This window comes from Actinomycetospora chibensis (assembly GCF_028737215.1).
Taxonomy (GTDB): domain Bacteria; phylum Actinomycetota; class Actinomycetes; order Mycobacteriales; family Pseudonocardiaceae; genus Actinomycetospora; species Actinomycetospora chibensis.
Genome location: NZ_JAQZAM010000012.1, coordinates 212,819 through 229,115, shown reverse-complemented (window position 1 = coordinate 229,115; position 16,297 = coordinate 212,819). Strand labels below are relative to the sequence as shown.

Annotated in this window: 18 protein-coding genes; 13 read left to right on the top strand and 5 right to left on the bottom strand. The window is 74.7% G+C overall.

Annotated elements, in window-relative coordinates:
- Positions 1 to 32 precede the first annotated feature (32 nt).
- Both lpdA and PH189_RS19790 read left to right on the top strand, forming a co-directional pair.
- Positions 33 to 1,820, top strand: a complete 1,788-nt coding sequence (gene lpdA, locus PH189_RS19795) for a dihydrolipoyl dehydrogenase (protein WP_274190539.1) — start codon at positions 33 to 35, stop codon at positions 1,818 to 1,820.
- A gap of 31 nt (positions 1,821 to 1,851) precedes the next feature.
- Positions 1,852 to 2,598, top strand: a complete 747-nt coding sequence (locus PH189_RS19790; RefSeq protein WP_274190538.1) for a phosphotransferase — start codon at positions 1,852 to 1,854, stop codon at positions 2,596 to 2,598.
- Here the strand turns inward: PH189_RS19790 and PH189_RS19785 are convergent.
- Entirely contained in the window at positions 2,573 to 3,181 is a 609-nt protein-coding gene (locus PH189_RS19785) for a dihydrofolate reductase family protein (protein WP_274190537.1), read from the bottom strand. The two genes, PH189_RS19790 and PH189_RS19785, sit on opposite strands and share 26 nt — an antisense overlap.
- A gap of 117 nt (positions 3,182 to 3,298) precedes the next feature.
- Here PH189_RS19785 and PH189_RS19780 point away from each other — a divergent pair, with 117 nt between their 5' ends.
- Positions 3,299 to 3,781, top strand: coding sequence for a peroxiredoxin (locus PH189_RS19780; RefSeq protein WP_274190536.1), 483 nt, complete (start codon positions 3,299 to 3,301; stop codon positions 3,779 to 3,781).
- A 71-nt stretch (positions 3,782 to 3,852) separates the two neighbouring features.
- Here the strand turns inward: PH189_RS19780 and denD are convergent, their stop codons facing one another.
- Genes denD through PH189_RS19765 form a run of 3 tightly spaced genes read right to left on the bottom strand, consistent with a single transcriptional unit; the run spans position 3,853 to position 6,573 of the window.
- Positions 3,853 to 4,812, bottom strand: coding sequence for a D-erythronate dehydrogenase (gene denD / locus PH189_RS19775; protein ID WP_274190535.1), 960 nt, complete (start codon positions 4,810 to 4,812; stop codon positions 3,853 to 3,855).
- The gene (locus PH189_RS19770; protein WP_274190534.1) at positions 4,803 to 6,179 is read right to left on the bottom strand and encodes a four-carbon acid sugar kinase family protein; all 1,377 of its coding nucleotides are present in this window, start codon (positions 6,177 to 6,179) and stop codon (positions 4,803 to 4,805) included. The genes denD and PH189_RS19770 overlap by 10 nt, the downstream gene beginning before the upstream one ends.
- Before the next feature lie 31 nt (positions 6,180 to 6,210).
- Positions 6,211 to 6,573 carry a nuclear transport factor 2 family protein gene (locus tag PH189_RS19765; RefSeq protein WP_274190533.1) on the bottom strand — a complete coding sequence of 121 codons (363 nt, stop codon included), beginning with the start codon at positions 6,571 to 6,573 and terminating at the stop codon, positions 6,211 to 6,213.
- Positions 6,574 to 6,927: 354 nt separating this feature from the next.
- Here PH189_RS19765 and PH189_RS19760 point away from each other — a divergent pair, with 354 nt between their 5' ends.
- From PH189_RS19760 to PH189_RS19730, 7 genes are all read left to right on the top strand, one after another.
- Positions 6,928 to 7,524 carry a TMEM165/GDT1 family protein gene (locus tag PH189_RS19760; protein ID WP_274190532.1) on the top strand — a complete coding sequence of 199 codons (597 nt, stop codon included), beginning with the start codon at positions 6,928 to 6,930 and terminating at the stop codon, positions 7,522 to 7,524.
- 92 nt (positions 7,525 to 7,616) lie between these two features.
- Positions 7,617 to 9,266, top strand: coding sequence for an IucA/IucC family protein (locus tag PH189_RS19755; RefSeq protein WP_274190531.1), 1,650 nt, complete (start codon positions 7,617 to 7,619; stop codon positions 9,264 to 9,266).
- A complete protein-coding gene (locus tag PH189_RS19750) occupies positions 9,263 to 11,068 on the top strand; it encodes an IucA/IucC family protein (RefSeq protein WP_274190530.1) in 1,806 nt (601 codons plus the stop codon). Before PH189_RS19755 ends, PH189_RS19750 begins: the two co-directional genes overlap by 4 nt.
- Before the next feature lie 52 nt (positions 11,069 to 11,120).
- On the top strand, positions 11,121 to 12,317 hold the full coding sequence (locus tag PH189_RS19745) for a type III PLP-dependent enzyme (protein WP_274190529.1): 1,197 nt from the start codon (positions 11,121 to 11,123) through the stop codon (positions 12,315 to 12,317).
- A gap of 9 nt (positions 12,318 to 12,326) precedes the next feature.
- On the top strand, positions 12,327 to 12,569 hold the full coding sequence (locus tag PH189_RS19740) for a hypothetical protein (protein ID WP_274190528.1): 243 nt from the start codon (positions 12,327 to 12,329) through the stop codon (positions 12,567 to 12,569).
- Positions 12,570 to 12,585: 16 nt separating this feature from the next.
- Complete coding sequence (locus PH189_RS19735; protein ID WP_274190527.1) at positions 12,586 to 13,263, top strand: GNAT family N-acetyltransferase; 678 nt, start codon at positions 12,586 to 12,588, stop codon at positions 13,261 to 13,263.
- 41 nt (positions 13,264 to 13,304) lie between these two features.
- Positions 13,305 to 13,799 carry a 2'-5' RNA ligase family protein gene (locus tag PH189_RS19730; RefSeq protein WP_274190526.1) on the top strand — a complete coding sequence of 165 codons (495 nt, stop codon included), beginning with the start codon at positions 13,305 to 13,307 and terminating at the stop codon, positions 13,797 to 13,799.
- Between the two features lie 12 nt (positions 13,800 to 13,811).
- On the opposite strand, the gene PH189_RS19725 is transcribed toward PH189_RS19730, so the two are convergent.
- Positions 13,812 to 14,279 (bottom strand): SRPBCC family protein, encoded by a 468-nt coding sequence (locus PH189_RS19725; RefSeq protein WP_337994171.1) that lies wholly within the window; start codon positions 14,277 to 14,279, stop codon positions 13,812 to 13,814.
- Between the two features lie 145 nt (positions 14,280 to 14,424).
- Between PH189_RS19725 and PH189_RS19720 the strand changes: the two genes are divergently transcribed.
- From PH189_RS19720 to PH189_RS19710, 3 genes are all read left to right on the top strand, one after another.
- On the top strand, positions 14,425 to 14,853 hold the full coding sequence (locus PH189_RS19720; RefSeq protein ID WP_274190524.1) for a helix-turn-helix domain-containing protein: 429 nt from the start codon (positions 14,425 to 14,427) through the stop codon (positions 14,851 to 14,853).
- Positions 14,854 to 14,943: 90 nt separating this feature from the next.
- On the top strand, positions 14,944 to 15,459 hold the full coding sequence (msrA, locus tag PH189_RS19715; RefSeq protein ID WP_274190523.1) for a peptide-methionine (S)-S-oxide reductase MsrA: 516 nt from the start codon (positions 14,944 to 14,946) through the stop codon (positions 15,457 to 15,459).
- Positions 15,456 to 16,259 carry a DUF1684 domain-containing protein gene (locus tag PH189_RS19710; RefSeq protein ID WP_274190522.1) on the top strand — a complete coding sequence of 268 codons (804 nt, stop codon included), beginning with the start codon at positions 15,456 to 15,458 and terminating at the stop codon, positions 16,257 to 16,259. The genes msrA and PH189_RS19710 overlap by 4 nt, the downstream gene beginning before the upstream one ends.
- The last annotated feature ends 38 nt before the right edge of the window (positions 16,260 to 16,297 follow it).

The window sequence follows — 16,297 nt, the reverse complement described above, 5'->3', positions numbered from 1 at the left end:
CCGAAGTCCCGTCCCCCGCAGAGGAGTACGCCATGGCCGACGAGATCGTGGTCGAGGTCCCCGACATCGGCGACTTCACCGACGTCCCGGTCATCGAGGTCCACGTCGCCGTGGGCAGCGAGGTCGCCCTCGACGAGCCGCTGCTCACCCTCGAGTCCGACAAGGCCACGATGGACGTCCCGGCCGAGACCGCCGGGACGGTCACCGAGATCCGGGTCGCGGTCGGCGACACGGTCTCGCGCGGCACGCCGATCATGGTCGTGACGCCGTCCGAGGGTGGCGCTGCGGGACCGCCGTCGACGCCGGCGCCCGCCTCCAAGACGGGCGCCTCGGAGCGGGCGCCGTCCCGGAACCGGTCCGCGCCGGCGGCCGCCGACGACGGCGCGGTCGGTGACGCGGACCGCCACGTCGGGCTCGTCGTCCTCGGGGCGGGCCCTGGCGGCTACACCGCCGCGTTCCGGGCCGCCGACCTCGGGCTCGAGGTCCTGGTGGTGGACGCCCGGGACAGCCTCGGCGGCGTCTGCCTCAACGTCGGCTGCATCCCGTCGAAGGCGCTGCTGCACGCAGCCAAGGTCATCGCCGAGACCAAGGAGATGAGCGGGCACGGGGTGAAGTTCGGCGCGCCGGAGATCGACCTGGACGAGCTCCGCACGTGGAAGGACGGCGTCGTCGGCCGGCTGACCGGCGGGCTGAAGGGCCTGGCCAAGCAGCGGAAGGTCTCGACGCTGCAGGGGTCGGGACGATTCCTCTCGCCCCACCGCCTCGAGGTCACCGCGCCCGACGGCGCCACCACCGTGGTCGGCTTCGACCAGGTCATCGTGGCCGCGGGTTCGGAGCCGGTCCGCCTGCCGTTCGTGCCCCACGACGACCCGCGCGTGCTCGACTCGACCTCGGCACTCGAGATCGCCGACGTGCCCGGGCGCCTGCTCGTCCTCGGCGGCGGGATCATCGGCCTCGAGATGGCGACGGTGTACGCCGAGCTGGGCTCGAGGATCACCGTGGTCGAGCTGATGGACCAGCTCATCCCCGGCGCGGACAAGGACATCGTGGGCCCGCTGGCCAAGCACATCGGCGCGCGCTACGAGGACATCCACCTCTCCACCAAGGTCACGGCCGTCGAGGCCACGGACGACGGGCTGGTGGTGTCGTTCGACGGCAAGAAGGCACCGGAGACCGACACGTTCGACGCCGTCCTGGTGGCCGTCGGGCGCCGTCCCCTCGGCGCCGCACTGGACCTCGACGCCGCCGGGGTCTCGGTGGACGAGCGCGGCTTCGTCGGGGTCGACGCGCAGATGCGCACGAACGTCCCGCACGTCTTCGCGATCGGCGACGTCGTCGGCCAGCCGATGCTCGCGCACAAGGCGGTGCACGAGGGCAAGGTCGCCGCCGAGGTCGCCGCCGGGCACAAGAGCGCCTTCGACGCCCGCTGCATCCCGTCGGTCGCCTACACCGACCCGGAGGTGGCGTGGGTCGGGGTCACGGAGACCGAGGCGAAGGCGCGCGGCCTGTCGTACGGCTCGGGGACCTTCCCGTGGGCGGCGTCCGGGCGTTCGCTCTCGCTCGGGCGCTCGGAGGGCTCGACCAAGGTCCTCTTCGACACCGAGACCGACCGGATCCTCGGCGCCGGGATCGTCGGCCCCGCGGCGGGGGACCTCATCGCCGAGGCCGCCCTGGCCATCGAGATGGGTGCCGACGCGGCCGACATCGGCCTGACGATCCACCCGCACCCCACGCTCTCGGAGACCATCGGCATGGCTGCCGAGGCCTTCGAAGGCACCCTCACCGACCTCTATCTGCCGAAGAAGGGGGCGAAGAAGTGAGATCGGCGCCGACGACCGTCTCCTGAGCGCCGTGGGCCCGGCCGAGCGCGTGGCGATCGGGTCGGGCTGGGACTCCGACGCCGTCCTGGTCGACGGAAGGTGGGTCGAGCGCACGGCCCGGCGCCCCGCCGCCGAGGCGGGCCTGCGGCGCGAGGCGCGCCTTCTGCCGTGGCTCGCGGCGTGGCTCCCGCTCGCCGTGCCCCGGCCGGTCGTGGTCGGCGAGACGCCGCTGACCGTGCGCCACACATGGGTGCCCGGGTCGGCGCTCGACGCCCCGTCGGCCGACCAGGGGCGGCGGCTCGGGGCGTTCCTGCGCGCGCTGCACGACGTCTCCGTCGACGCGGCCGTGGCGCACGGGCTCCCTGACCCGGCCACGGCCCGCGGGTGGCGGGACCGGTCGGTCGCGCGGTTCGAGGCCGACGTCGCACCCCGCCTGCCCGACGACCGCCGGCTGCGCGCCGCGCTGGAACGCCTGCGGGCGGCGCCGGCCGACGCCGTCGTCCACGGCGATCTCCGGGCCGAACACGTCCTCGTCGGAGACGGTGAGCTCACGGGCGTCATCGACTGGGGCGACGCCCGCGCCGGCGACCCGGCCAAGGACCTCGAGTGGCTGCTGCTCGACACCGGCGTCGCCCCGGCCGTGATCGAGGCCTACGGTGCCGACCTGACCGCTCGCGCCCGCGACTGGCGGCGCGTGGGCCCCTGTTACGCCGTGGTGCACGGCCTCGACACGGGGGACGACGCCCTCGTCGTCAGGGCTCTCGGGGAGCTCGCGTGACGCGGTAGCGCAGGGCCACCGTCCCCGGCCCGACGAGGGTGCGGATCGGCTCGAGCTCGACGAGCTCGGCGGGCATGTCCTCGCCGAAGAGACGCCGCCCCTGCCCGAGCAGGACGGGCACGACCTGCAGCGCCAGCTCGTCGAGCTCCCCGGCCCGCAGGAACGCCCGGGCCGCCTCGGCGCCGTGCAGCAGCACGTCCCGCTCGCCCGCGGCCTCCCGGGCCGCTGCCGCGGCCTCCCGGACGTCGGTGACGTAGCGGGCGTGGCCCGGAGCGGGCGCGTCCGGGACGGAGCGGGTCAGCACGATGATCGGGACGCCGTCGTGGTGGTCGCCGCCCCAGTGACCGGCGTGGTCGAAGGTCCGCCGGCCGGTGAGGACCGCGCCGGTGGCCATCGCCTCGGCGAGCACGAGGGCGTCGACGTCGTCGTCGCTGCGGGCGGTGGCCGGGTCGTCGCCCGCACCGAGGACGAGGGACTCGTGCAGCCGTTCCCCGCCGATCCCCAGGCCCTGATCGGGCCCGTCCTCCGGGCCGGTGACGAATCCGTCCAGGGACATCCACATGTAGAGCACGATCCTGCCCATGGCGGGCCCTTCCGCCGGAGGTCCGGGGACGACAGTGTGAACCCGGTCGTCGGCGAGGACGAACCGTCACTCGGACACCCGACGACGACCGGCCGTTCCCCAGAAGGAGCTGAACGAATGATCTCAGTGGGAGACAAGATCCCCGACGTGCCGCTCGCGACGGTCGGCGCCGACGGCGCCAACCCCGTGCGCTCCGGCGAGCTCTTCGGGACGGGCCGCACCGTCCTGTTCGGCGTGCCCGCCGCCTTCAGCCCCACCTGCAGCGACGCGCACCTCCCGGGCTTCGTGGCCAAGGCCGAGGAGATCAGCGCCAAGGGCGTCGACCGGATCGTCTGCGTGTCGGTGAACGACCCGTTCGTCATGGGCGCCTGGGCGAAGGACCAGGGGGTCGGCGACAGCGTGATCATGCTCGCCGACGGTGCCGCGCTCTTCGCCACGGCGATGGGCCTGAGCATCGACGCGTCCGACTTCGGGCTGGGCGTCCGGTCGTCGCGCTACGCGGCGATCATCGACGACGGCACCCTGACCTGGATCGACGTCGAGGCCGCCCCGCCGGACCACGAGGTCTCCACCGCCGACGCGGTGCTGTCGCACCTCTGACGGGCCGCACCTCTGACGGGCCGCACCTCTGACGGATCTGGGCCCGCGTCCCGTGGCTGCGGGACGCGGGCTCAGCCGCCCCGGTACGCGCGCACGATCTCGTCGTACGACGCGTCCGCGGCCAGGCCCAGCGCCGCCGCGCGCCGGGTCTCGAACCGCGACGGCCAGCTGCCCACGATGGCGACGACGGCCGGGTCCTCGACCCAGTCGACGAGCGCGCTCGTGCCCGGCCCGGCGACGCGGTCGAGGGCCGCTGTCATCTCGCGCGGCGTGGTGGTCAGCGCCGGGAGGTTCATCGCCGTCCGGCTGCCCCAGGTGGCGTCGTCCACCTCGGCGGCCCGGAGGACGCCGTCCAGCGTGCGCTGTGGCGAGGAGAGCGCGACCGGCATGTCCGGGGGCGCCGGGCACGCGGCGCGCTCGCCGGCGAGCGGCTCGCGGATGATCCCGGACAGGAAGCTCGAGGCCGCGGCGTTGGGACGGCCGGGGCGCACCGACACCGTCATCAGCCGCACGGTCCGGCCGCGCACGAAGCCCTTGCGGGTGTAGTCGGCGACGAGCTGCTCGCCGACGAACTTCTGGATGCCGTAGCTGGACTGCGGGCGCGGCAGGGTGTCGTCGTCGACGGGGCCGACCGGCCCGATCGCCGGATCGCTGCCGAAGACCGCGAGCGAGCTCGTGAAGACGAGCACCGGAGGCACCGCGTGGCCACGGGCGTACTCCAGCACCGCGCGGGTGCCGTCGAGGTTGGTGCGCATGCCCAGGTCGAAGTCGGCCTCGGCGGCGCCGCTGACGACCCCCGCGAGGTGGAAGACGGCGTCCGCCTCGTCGCCGAGGGTCCGGCTGAGCTCGCCCTCGATGTGCTCCACCCGAGGGTCGGCGGCGACGTCGTCGGCGGGCGCGACGAGGTCGACGACGACGAGCCGCGTGACGTCGGCCGGCGCCGCACCGCCGAGCCCGACCGGCCCGGCGAGCAGGCGGCGGCACAGCAGCGTCCCGAGGAACCCGGCCCCGCCGGTGACGATCACGCGCATGCGGCCTCCTCGAGGCGGTCGACGACGTCGGCGAGCGCGTCCTCGCCGCCCACGTTCCCGGCGAACACCACCAGGGGCGGCCCGCTCGCCGGCGCCCAGAGCGACACGATCCCCGGCAGCAGCGATCCGCGCACCCACGCCCGGTCGGCCCGCAACGACCCGGTCGCGACGTCCGAGGACGTGATCCCACCCTTGGCGAGGACGTAGGCCGGCGGGCTCGCGGCCGAGTCCGGTCCGGCGACCCGCCCGACGACCCCGGTGAGCGCGGCGCTGACCCGGCGCGCGATCTCCAGGCTCTCGGCCTCGTCGCGACCGGTCACGAGCGTGCGCGAGGTGCTCAGCACGGTGGTGCGGTGCTCGAGGGAGTCCGCGACCTGCGCGACCACGTCGTCGAGGTGCGCATCGTCGGAGTCCAGCACCGTCGGGACGTCGATCTCGACGCGGGCCAGCTCCCGCCGCGCACCGAGGCGCTCGAGCTGGCGGCTCGTGCGGGCCACGTGCGAGCCGACGACGACGAGCCCGTGGCCGGTGCCGACGGCGTCACGGAGGTCGGCGTCGGCGATCGGCGGCTGCCCACCCTGGCCGACGCGGGCGCGGACGAACGACGGGCCCATGCGGTAGACGAACCGTGCGCCGTCCCGCTCGGCGGCGAGGATCGCGAGCACCCCGGCGCGCAGGTCGTCGTCGACCACGGCGTCGAGGACGATCACCCGGGCCCGGGGCAGCGTCACCGGCCCGGCGCGCAGGCTCCCGAGGCCGACCTCGGCGACGTCGTCGGCCGGGATCGCCCCGCCGCTCTTCTCCGCGACCCAGTCGGCGAGGCGGGAGTGGCGGTAGCCGAAGGTGGCGTCGGCGGCGAACTCGCTCTCGGCCACCGGGGCCAGCGTGTCGCCGTCGGCCAGCCAGTGCACGCCGTCCAGGGTGATCCGGCCGGCGTCGGGGAAGGCGGGCGCGAGGACCACGGCGTCGGCGCCGACCTCGGCGGCGATCACGTCGGTCTCGAGCGGGAAGTGCCCGCGCAGCGTCGAGTCGCTGCGGCTGGCGACGATCACCTCGACGCCGCGGCGCCGGGCGACGTCCCGGCACGTCCGCACGACCTCGCGGGTGCGCGCCGCGGCGTCGTCGGGGGCGAGGCTGCGGGTGTTGGTCAGGACGAAGAACGCCGGCGCCCCCTGCGCGAGGGCCCAGTCGACGTCGCCGGCGCTCCAGCGGGTGAGCACCGGGAGGTCGCGGACGGTCTGCGTGCCGGTGGGGTCGTCGTCGAGGACCACGACCGTCGGGGTCCCGGCGAGGGCCGCCCGGACCTCCTCGGCCGGCACCGCCCGCACCGGCGGCAGGCCCGCCGGCCACTCACCGTCCTGCTGCATCGGCCCATGCTCCCCGATGGTGGGGCGGCGGTCAGGAGGAGCCGGAGTCCAGCAGGGTGTGCAGCCGGACGATGCGGCCGTCCTCGACGAGGGCGATGTCGGTGCCCGTGACGACGGGCGCGCCGCCCGCGGGCCCGAAGCCCCACGGGAGCACCCCGAGGTCGCCGCTCACCCGCACGAGGGCGGTGGGGCGGAAGGCGAAGTCCGGCGCGCCGTCCAGCAGCGCCGACACCTTGGCGTCGATCTGGTCGCGACCCCGCACGAGGCCCTCGGGGTCCTGGAACAGGACGTCCTCGGCGTACACCGCGGCGATCGCCTCGTGGCGCCGCGCGGCGTCGCGCTCGTTGAACACCCCGAGCAGGTTGCGCTGCATGAGCTCCTCGACCGTGGCCATACGACGATCATGCCCGCGGCCGCCGGGCGCGTCACCACCGCCCACTTCTCCCCGGAGGCCGTTTCCGCCCGGGCCAATTCGTGATTTCGGCACGCCGAATACTCGAATTCGCGCCGACGACCTCGGTGAGGAGTGCCACCGCGAATCGCAGGGCGCGGCGAACGGGTGCTACGTTCATCGCAGCGAAGGGGAGTAGCTCCCAACATCGCGGTCGACACACTGACGCCCTGCGTCCGGCCGCGGAGGCCGCCGGTTCCACCGGTGGCGGGCGAGACCTTCGGCACCGACCCGTTGAACGGGTTCGGGCCGGAGCGTGCGCCCTCGGTCCGATCCGACCGAGAGGAGCGCGCCCCCGTGACCGGCTTCCTGGCCGCCGCTGCCCTGAGCTTCGCCGTCATCTTCGTCGCGGAGCTCGGTGACAAGTCCCAGCTGATGGCGCTGACGTTCGCCACGCGTTTCCGCGCGCTGCCCGTCCTGCTCGGCATCACCGCCGCCACGGCGATCACCCACGCGGTCTCGGTCGGCGTCGGTTACCTGCTCGGGGCCACCCTTCCCACCTTCTGGATCTCCCTCGCGGCGGCCGTCGCGTTCGTCCTGTTCGGCCTGTGGACCCTGCGCGGCGACTCGCTCTCCGCCGACGAGAAGGACAAGGGCAACGCCACCACGCGCTCCGCGTTCGTGTCGGTCGGCGTCGCGTTCTTCCTCGCCGAGCTCGGCGACAAGACGATGCTCGCCACCGTCACGCTCGCCACCCAGTACCCCGGTACCGGCGGCGTCACGGGGGTCTGGCTCGGATCGACGATCGGCATGGTCGTGGCCGACGGTCTGGCGATCATCCTGGGCCGGGTGCTCGGCCGGAACCTGCCGGAGAAGGCGATCCGGATCGGCGCCGCGGTGCTGTTCTTCGTGTTCGCGGTGTGGCTCGCCGTCGAGGCATTCCTGAACGGCTGAGAATTCATTCACGCGCTTTCTCCCACGCTCCTTCAGGATCGCGTCCCACCCGGGGTGGCGTGACGCGAGCGACGGCGTCGGAGGATGGACCCATGACCGCGCTGTCCCTCCCCGCCGACGCCGTGGTCCGGGCCCGGGCCGCCGCGCGCGAGCGGCTGCTCAACGCGGCGGCGCGGGAGCTCGAGCTCCCGCCCGACGGGCCGGGGCCCTGGCGCCTCGACCTGCTGGAGAGCAGCGCCCTGGTCGCCGAGGTGACCGGCTGGTCGCCGTCGGGGCACCACCGGTGGGGCGAGGAGATCGTCCTCGACACGGGGGCGCACACCCGGCCGGTGTCGCACGAGGAGTTCGTCCACCTCCTGCTCACCCTGCTCGACGCGGCCCTGCCGGACCCGCGGGACTCCCCGACGGACCGGGTGGGGGCTCTGGGTGCGCAGATCCGCACCAGCGTCGCCCGCACGGCCCGCTACCTCGCCGCCCCGGCCCGCCCGGAGCCGGCGGACGCCCCCGGCCGGACCCGGCACGCCGAGCAGGCCGTGCGCACCGGGCACCCCTTCCACCCCGCGCCGAAGAGCATCGAGGGGGTCGACCACGAGGCCGCGGACCGCTTCGCCCCCGAGCTCGGGGTGTCCTTCCGGCGCCACCACCTCGCCGTCCACCCCGACCTCGTGGTGGAGCAGCGGGTCGCGCCCGGCCCCTGGACCCCCGACGAGGTCGCGGCGCACGCTCCCGAGGGCTGGCCCGTCGTCCCCGTCCATCCCTGGCAGATCACGCATCTGCGCGGGCTGCCGGGGACGTCGGCGCTGCTGGCCGACGGGCGGCTCCGGGACCTCGGTCCCCTCGGGGCACCCGTCTACCCCACGTCGTCGGTGCGCACCGTCTGCGACCCCGCGTTCCCGACCGCGTGGAAGCTCCCGCTGCACCTGCGGATCACCAACTTCGTGCGCACCATCCCGGTCGAGCACGCGCGCCGCGCGGTCGACGCGAGCCGGCTGGTGTCGGCCCTGCGGCCGGGATGGCCGACGCCGGGGTTCGAGGTGCTGATCGAGACCGGGTGGCGGGGGGTCGACCCGGCCGCGGTGGGGGAGGACGAGGCGGAGGACCTGATCACGTTGTTCCGCGAGAACCCGTTCGTCGTCGACCCCGCTGCCCCGCGCGTGCTCGCGGGGCTCCTCGAGCCGGGGCCGCGTGGCGGGGAGCCGGCGCTCGTCGGCGAGGTCCGGGCGGCCGGGGGAGACGCCGCGGCCTGGTTGCGGGCGTACCTCGCGGTCGCGCTGGTGCCCATGCTGGCGATCTTCGGCGCGCACGGCCTGGGCTTCGAGGCCCACCTGCAGAACACCCTGCTGCACACCGAGGACGGGGTCCCCGCGCGGTTCTGGGCGCGGGACATGGAGGGTGCGCACGTCAGCCGCGAGCGCCTCCCCGCCGGCCTGGACGCGGCGAGTCCGCTGGTCTACGACGAGGACGAGGCGTGGCAGCGGCTGCGCTACCACGCGGTGGTCAACGGGCTGACCAGCGTGGTCGCGGCCCTGGGCGCCGCGCTCCCGCCGGGGGAGCCGGCGCTGTGGCGGGTGGTCGCCGACGTGCTGGCGGAGGTCACCGGGCCGGGCGCTCCGTACGCGGCCGACCTGCTCACGAGCCCCGCCCTGCCGGCCAAGGCGAACCTCCTGAGCCGCTTCGCCGGGCGCGGCGAGAGCCCCCTCTACGTCGACCTGCCCAACCCGATCAGGAAGGCCGCCGGATGACCGATCGGGTCGACGACGTCCTCGTGCCCGCGCTGCGTGCACCCACCGCCACCGCGGTCCGCCGCCGTCTGTTCCGCCAGACCCTCGCCTCGCTCGTCTACGAGGGTGCGGTCGACGTCGCGACCGACGGCTCGGCGGACGGCAGGGAGCACGTGATCGCCGGCCTCGACCGCGACGGCCGCCCCGTGCGCTACCTCTTCGAGGCCGGCCGGGCCGTCGGGTTCGACCGCGTGCGCCTGTCGGCGGCGCCGGTCCGGCGCGAGGACGCCGACGGCGCGGTGGCCGAGGCCGCGTCGCTGCCGCAGTTCCTGGGCGAGGTCCGCGCCGCGATCCTCGGCGGTGCGCACCCCGAGCAGCTGGCGCGCTTCGCCGTCGAGGTCGAGGAGACGCGCGTCAAGGACGTGCTGGCCGAGTACGTGCGGGCGGGCCGCGACCAGCTCCTCGCCGAGGCCGACCACGAGGCGCTCGAGGGTCTGATCACCGACGGGCACCGCTACCACCCGGCCTACAAGTCGCGGATCGGCTTCGACCTCGACGACGACCTCGCCTACGGCCCCGAGTTCCTCCCGGTGCTGCACCCGTTCTGGGTCGGCGCGCACCGGTCGGTCGCCGAGGTCACCACCTCGGCCGTCGACCCGCCGGATCCGCGGGCCGAGCTGGGTCCGACGACGGCGGCGTCCTTCGACGCCCGGGTCCGCGACGCCGGCGGCGACCCGGCCGACTACGTGTGGCTGCCCGTCCACCCGTGGCAGTGGCGCGAGCGCCTCCGCCGGGCGTTCGCCGACCTGCTGGCCGACGGCCGCCTCGTCGCCCTCGGCCCCGACCCCGCGCCGTTCTCGCCCCAGCAGTCGATCCGCACCCTGAGCTGCCGCGCCGACCCGGCGCGCAGCCACCTCAAGACCGCGCTCGCGATCACGAACACCTCCACGTCCCGCGGCCTCGCCCCGCACACGGTGCGCAACGCCGCCCCGATCTCCGACTGGCTGGCCCGGATCGTGGCGCGCGACGACTACCTCGCCAAGGATGCGCGGGTCATCGTGCTCGGCGAGGTCCACGGCGTCGCCGTTGTTGCGCCGCCCCCGTCGGAGCTGGTCCGCGCCGAGACCGAGGGCGCGCTGGCCGCGATCTGGCGCACGAGCCTCGCGCCGCAGCTCGACGAGGGGGAGCGCGCGGTCCCCGTCACCGGGCTGACGACGACCGAGACCGGCGGCGCCCCGTTGATCGCGCCCTGGCTCGACGCGCACGGCGCCCGGACGTGGGTCGAGGCCCTCGTCGACGCCGTCGCCCTGCCGCTGGTGCACCTGCTGGTGGCGCACGGGCTCGCGCTCGAGTCGCACGCCCAGAACATGTCGCTGGTCCTGCGCGACGGCCTGCCCGCGCGCGTGGCGCTCAAGGACTTCCACGACGGCGTCCGGTTCTGCCGACGCCTGCTCGCCGATCCCGACGACGCCCCGGTGCTCGCCCCGCCGCCGGCACACCACACCAACCGGAACTCGTTCGTCGAGACCGACGAGCCCACCCTCGTGACCGACTTCCTGCTCGATGCGTTCTTCTTCATCAACCTCGGCGAGCTCGGGCTGTTCCTCGCCGAGCACGGGCTGATGGACGAGCCGGAGTTCTGGACGATCGTCGCCACGCGAATCCGGGCCCACGACCGGCGGCACGGCTCCGGGGCGTTCGACCTGTTCGCCCCCACCCTCGAGGTCGAGAAGCTGACCACCCGGCGGCTCACGCCCGACACCGAGCTGGCCCTGCACCGGGTGTCCAACCCGCTGCACCGGTTCGATCCGGAGGCGACCTGATGCTCGTGACCCCACCGGGACCCCACCGCGACCTCGGCGACCGGGACGCCCCGTGACCGCGCTCGACGCCCTGCTCCGCGACCGGGCGGCCCGCGACGAGCCCGTCTGCCTGTTCGCCTACGACCTCGACGGCCTGCGCCGGCACGTCACCGCGGTGGTGGCGGCGCTCCCGCCGCGGTGCCGCATGTACTACGCGATGAAGGCCAACAGCGCCGCCCCGGTCCTGGAGGCCCTGGCGCCGATCGTCGCCGGCTTCGAGGTCGCCTCGGGCGGTGAGATCGCCAAGGTCCGGGCGGTCGCGCCCGCCGCGCCGATCCTCTTCGGGGGACCGGCCAAAACGCCGGCCGAGATCTCCCACGCCCTCGACGCCGCGGTCACGCGCCTGCACGTGGAGAGCGTGCTCGAGCTGCACCGGATCTCCGCCGCGGCGGTGGCCCGCGGGACGACGGTCGAGGTGCTGCTGCGCGTCAACCTCGCGGGCCCCTTCCCGTCGGCGACCCTCGCGATGGCCGGGCGCCCGACCCAGTTCGGCATCGACGAGGCCGACCTCCCCGCCGCGACGGCCGCCGCCACCTCGCTCCCGGGCGTGCGGTTCGCGGGCTTCCACCTGCACTCGCTGTCGAACAACCTCTCCGCGGAGACGCACCTGGAGATGCTCGGGCTCTACCGCGACACCGTCGTGGGCTGGGAGAAGGAGCTCGGGGTCGTCGTGAAGGTGCTCGACGTCGGCGGCGGGATCGGGATCGACTACCAGGACCCCGCCCACCACTTCGACTGGGACGGCTTCACCCGCGGGCTCGTCGCCTGGGTCGACTCGGTCCCCGCCCACTGGCGCGAGATCCAGTTCGAGTGCGGGCGCTACCTCACCGCGGCGTGCGGGAGCTACGCCGTCGAGGTGCTCGACGTGAAGCGCACCCACGGCACGGCCTGGGCGCTCGTGCGGGGCGGGACCCACCACTTCCGGCTGCCCGTCTCGTGGCAGCACAGCCACCCGTTCACGGTGCTGCCGGTCGAGCGGTGGGACCCGTCGGTGCCCCGACCGTCGGTCACCGACGACCGGGTGACGGTGGCGGGGGAGCTGTGCACCCCGAAGGACGTCCTCGCCCGCGACGTCCCGGTCGCGCGAGTGCGCGCGGGCGACGTCCTCGTGTTCGCGCTCGCCGGGGCGTACGGCTGGGACATCTCGCACCACGACTTCCTCAGCCATCCCCACCCGGAGCACGTGTTCCTCGACGACGACCGGGCCTAGGCTGCCGGCATGCATCTGGTGATCTCCGGCCCGGGTCGCTACGACGGCGGGGTCGAGCGCCCGCCCGGACCGGACGGCGGCCCGCCCGCCGAGGTCGAGGTCGTGGGGGGCCGCAAGCTCGTCCGCACCGAGCCCGACGGCACCGAGATCTACGCCGTCACCGTCATCGTCTACACGCACGCCGGCGAGAACAGGGACGGCGTGCCCCGCTACACGCGGGACCGGGACTACACCGAGGAGCGGGCCGGGTAGGCGCGAGGATGCCCGCATGCTGACCGACGGCGTGATCACGCTGGCGGTGATGACCGCCGGCGACGCCGCGGCGCTGGTCGCCGGCGAGGACGACGCCATCGTCCGGCGGCTGGCGGGCGGCCCGGCGACCCCGGTGTCGGCCGAGCGGCACATCCGTGAGCGCGCCGAGGACTGGCGCGGCGACTGGTACCGGGGCGGGACGAAGCTCGCCTGGGGCGTCCGGGACGTCGCGACCGGGGCCCTGGCCGGGACGGCCGAGGTCCAGCTCGTGCAGCCCGAGCTCCCGGCCGGCGCGGCGAACCTGTCCTACAGCGTCTTCCCGCCCTGGCGCGGTCGTGGGTTCGGGTCGCGGGCCGTTGCGCTGATGTGCGCGTTCCTGGCGGCGCGGACCACGGCCACCCTGGCCGTCCTGCGCATCGACGCCGACAACGCCGCCTCGCTGCGGGTGGCCGAGCGCAGCGGGTTCCGGCCGGCCCAGGAGCTCGCCGGGCCCCGCGCGTCGATGCGGTGGTTCGCGCACGACTTGCGGACCCGTCCGGCGCCGGGCCTACAGTCACGCATGTTCTGTCCCACGTGCGGTCTCGACATGTACTGGGTGGTCGCCGACGACGACCCCGTCGGCGGTTGGTGGCAGTGCGACGACGCGCACCGCTGGCGGCGCGCGTTCGGCGGGTTCGCCCCGCTGGACCCCTGAGTCACGCGGCCGTCCCGCTCGCTCCGCACGCCCGCCGCACCATGGTCGCCGCCCTCGTGCCCGGGGCGGAGGCGCTGGTCGGGGCATACCGCGACGAGCTCGACCCGACGGCCCGGCGGGGGCTCGGCCCCCACCTCACGCTCGTGTACCCCTTCGTCGAGCCGGCCGCCGTCACGCACGCGACCGTCGAGGCCCTGCGCGCGGCGGTGGCGCCGACGGCGCCGTTCCGGTGCACCTTCGGCGCGCTGCGGTGGTTCGGGTCGCGGGTGCTGTGGCTGGCGCCGGACCCGGTCGCGCCGTTCCGGGAGATCGCCGACCGGATTCGTCGTCACGTCCCCGGCCTGGCGCCCGAGGAGCGCGAGCTCGTCCCGCACCTGACCGTCGGCCTGCGCCGGGCCGCGCCCCTCGCGGCGCTGCGGGCCGCCGAGGAGGCCCTCGCCCCGCGGCTGCCGCTGACGGTCCGGATCGACCGCGTTCAGCTCATGGTCCGCACCGAGACCTGGGACGTCGGCGCCGAGGTCCTCCTGCGGGGCTGACCCCGCCGGGGGTCAGCGCTTCTCGACGGTGCGGGCGAGGATGCCCAGCGTCGCCTTGAGCGCCTGCTCGGAGATCACCGGGAAGATGTCGCGCTCGGCCCACTCGGGGTGGATGGACGACCAGTCGTAGTACGAGACCACCCGGGTGCCGTCCTCGACGGGCTCGAGGCGGTAGCCGTAGACGTGCCCGATGTACGGGCGTGCCTGGCCCTCGATCGTCCAGGCGATCTCGTGGTCGGGCTCGTAGACGGTGATGACGACGTCGACGTCGTAGCGCCCGAGGGGACGGTCACCGAGCGCCTCGCGGTCCATGTGCACGGTGAAGCGGTCGCCGACGGCCTCCACCGGCTCGCCCGTGGCCTGCATGAGCATGCCCGAGCTGTCGATGGCGACGTGCCCGTGCGGGTCCCGGAGGACGTCGAAGATCGTCGCCGGCTCGGCCTCGATCCAACGGGGGACCTCGATGCGCTGCTCGCTCACGGTGCGGAGCATGTCACCCCCGGTCATCCGATCGCGGTCGACCCGTCGGGGGACGAGCGGAAACGCCGCCGTAACCCACGACACGTCCCGTCCCGCGACGCTGTGGGCTGACGGACCGGAGGGCTCGGCCCGGGGGCGGGGGGACATGAGCGACGCGCTCGCCGGCGCCGTGCCCGGACCGAGTCCCGAGGACACGGTCGCCGCCCAGGTCCGTCGCCGCCGCGAGGCGCTCGGCCTGTCCAACGGCGCCCTCGCCGCCCGCGCGGGGATCTCCCGGGCGATGCTGTCGAAGATCGAGCACCGCCGGACCTCGTGCAGCCTGTCCACCCTGGCGCGGCTCGCCGACGCGCTCGCGGTGCCCGTGTCCGCCCTGCTGGAGGAGGCCCCGGAACGGCACGCCGGGGGTCTCGTGTTCTACGTCCTCGAGGGTGCGCTGGTCTACGGCCACGGGGACGCCCGCCACACGCTGCGCGCCGGCGACGCCCTGGCGCTCGACGGCGAGGGCGAGTACGGACCGTACGAGCTGCTCGAGGCGCCCGTCCGCTTCCGCTCGGTGCTCAGCCGCGAGGCCTGACGTCCGAGGGCCGGGGAACGAGACCGGCGGAACACCGCCCGGCCGACGTGCGTTCACTCGTGAGCACGCCGAGACCGAGGAGGTCCATCAGTGGCCACACAGACCGCCATCCTGGCCGGTGGATGTTTCTGGGGCGCGCAGGAGCTGCTGCGCAAGCGCCCGGGCATCCTCTCCACCCGGGTCGGCTACTCGGGGGACGAGAACACCCCGAACGCGACCTACCGCCGCCACGGCGACCACGCCGAGGCCGTCGAGGTCGTGTTCGACGACGAGGTGATCTCCTACCGCGAGATCCTGGAGTTCTTCTTCCAGATCCACGACCCGTCGACCCGGGACCGCCAGGGCAACGACATCGGCCGCAGCTACCGCTCGGCCATCTACTACACGAACCCCGAGCAGGAGCGCGTCGCGCGCGACACCATCGCCGATGTCGACGCGTCGGGCCTGTGGCCCGGCAAGGTCGTCACCGAGGTGGAGCCGGCCGGTGCCTTCTGGGAGGCCGAGCCGGAGCACCAGGACTACCTGCAGAAGCAGCCCTGGGGCTACACGTGCCACTTCGTCCGTCCCGGCTGGGTGCTGCCTCGCCGTGAGGCGACCTCGGCGTGACGGCGACGGTCGGCGCCGCGGACACGGACCTCGCCGGCGAGTGGGCCGCCTGGCACGCGGAGCGCGAGGACGTCCTGCGCGCTCCGCACGGGTGGCTGAGCCTCACCGGGCTGCACTGGCTGGTGAGCGAGCCTCTCGCCTACCAGGACCTGCCGGGCACCTGGCGTTCGCGTGACGGCGGCGCCGACATCACCGCCCACGTCGCGGACGGCGTCGTCGTCGACGGCGCCGTGGTGGACGGCACGGCGCGCGTCGAGCCCGTCGACGGCAAGCCCGGCGTGTTCGTGACCGTGGGCGAGCGGCGGGTCGAGGTGATCCGTCGCGAGGAGCACGTCGCGCTGCGGGTCCGCGACCCGCAGGCGCCGACCCGGCAGCGGTTCTCCGGGGTGCCGGCATTCCCCGTCGACGCGTCGTGGGTCGTCACCGGGCGGTTCGAGCCCTGGGACGCGCCGCAGCGCATCGACGTCGACACGGTGATCGACGGCCTGGGCTTCCACCCGACGGCCGTCGGCACCGTGCGCTTCACGGTGGGTGGCGCCGACCAGGAGCTCGTCGCCCTGGCCGGGCAGGAGGAGCAGCTCAAGCTCCACTTCCGCGACGGGACGTCCGGGCACTCGACCTACGGCGGCGGGCGCACCGTGAGCACCGACGTGCCGGCCGCCGACGGCACCGTGCGGATCGACCTCAACCGCACGACCAACCTGCCGTGCGCCTTGAGCGCGTTCGCGACCTGCCCGCTGCCGCCGGCGGGCAACGTCGTCACGGTGCCCGTCGAGGCGGGGGAGAAGACCCCGGTCTGACGCCTGGTTCTTTTTTACAACCACTCGGTGCTACGGTC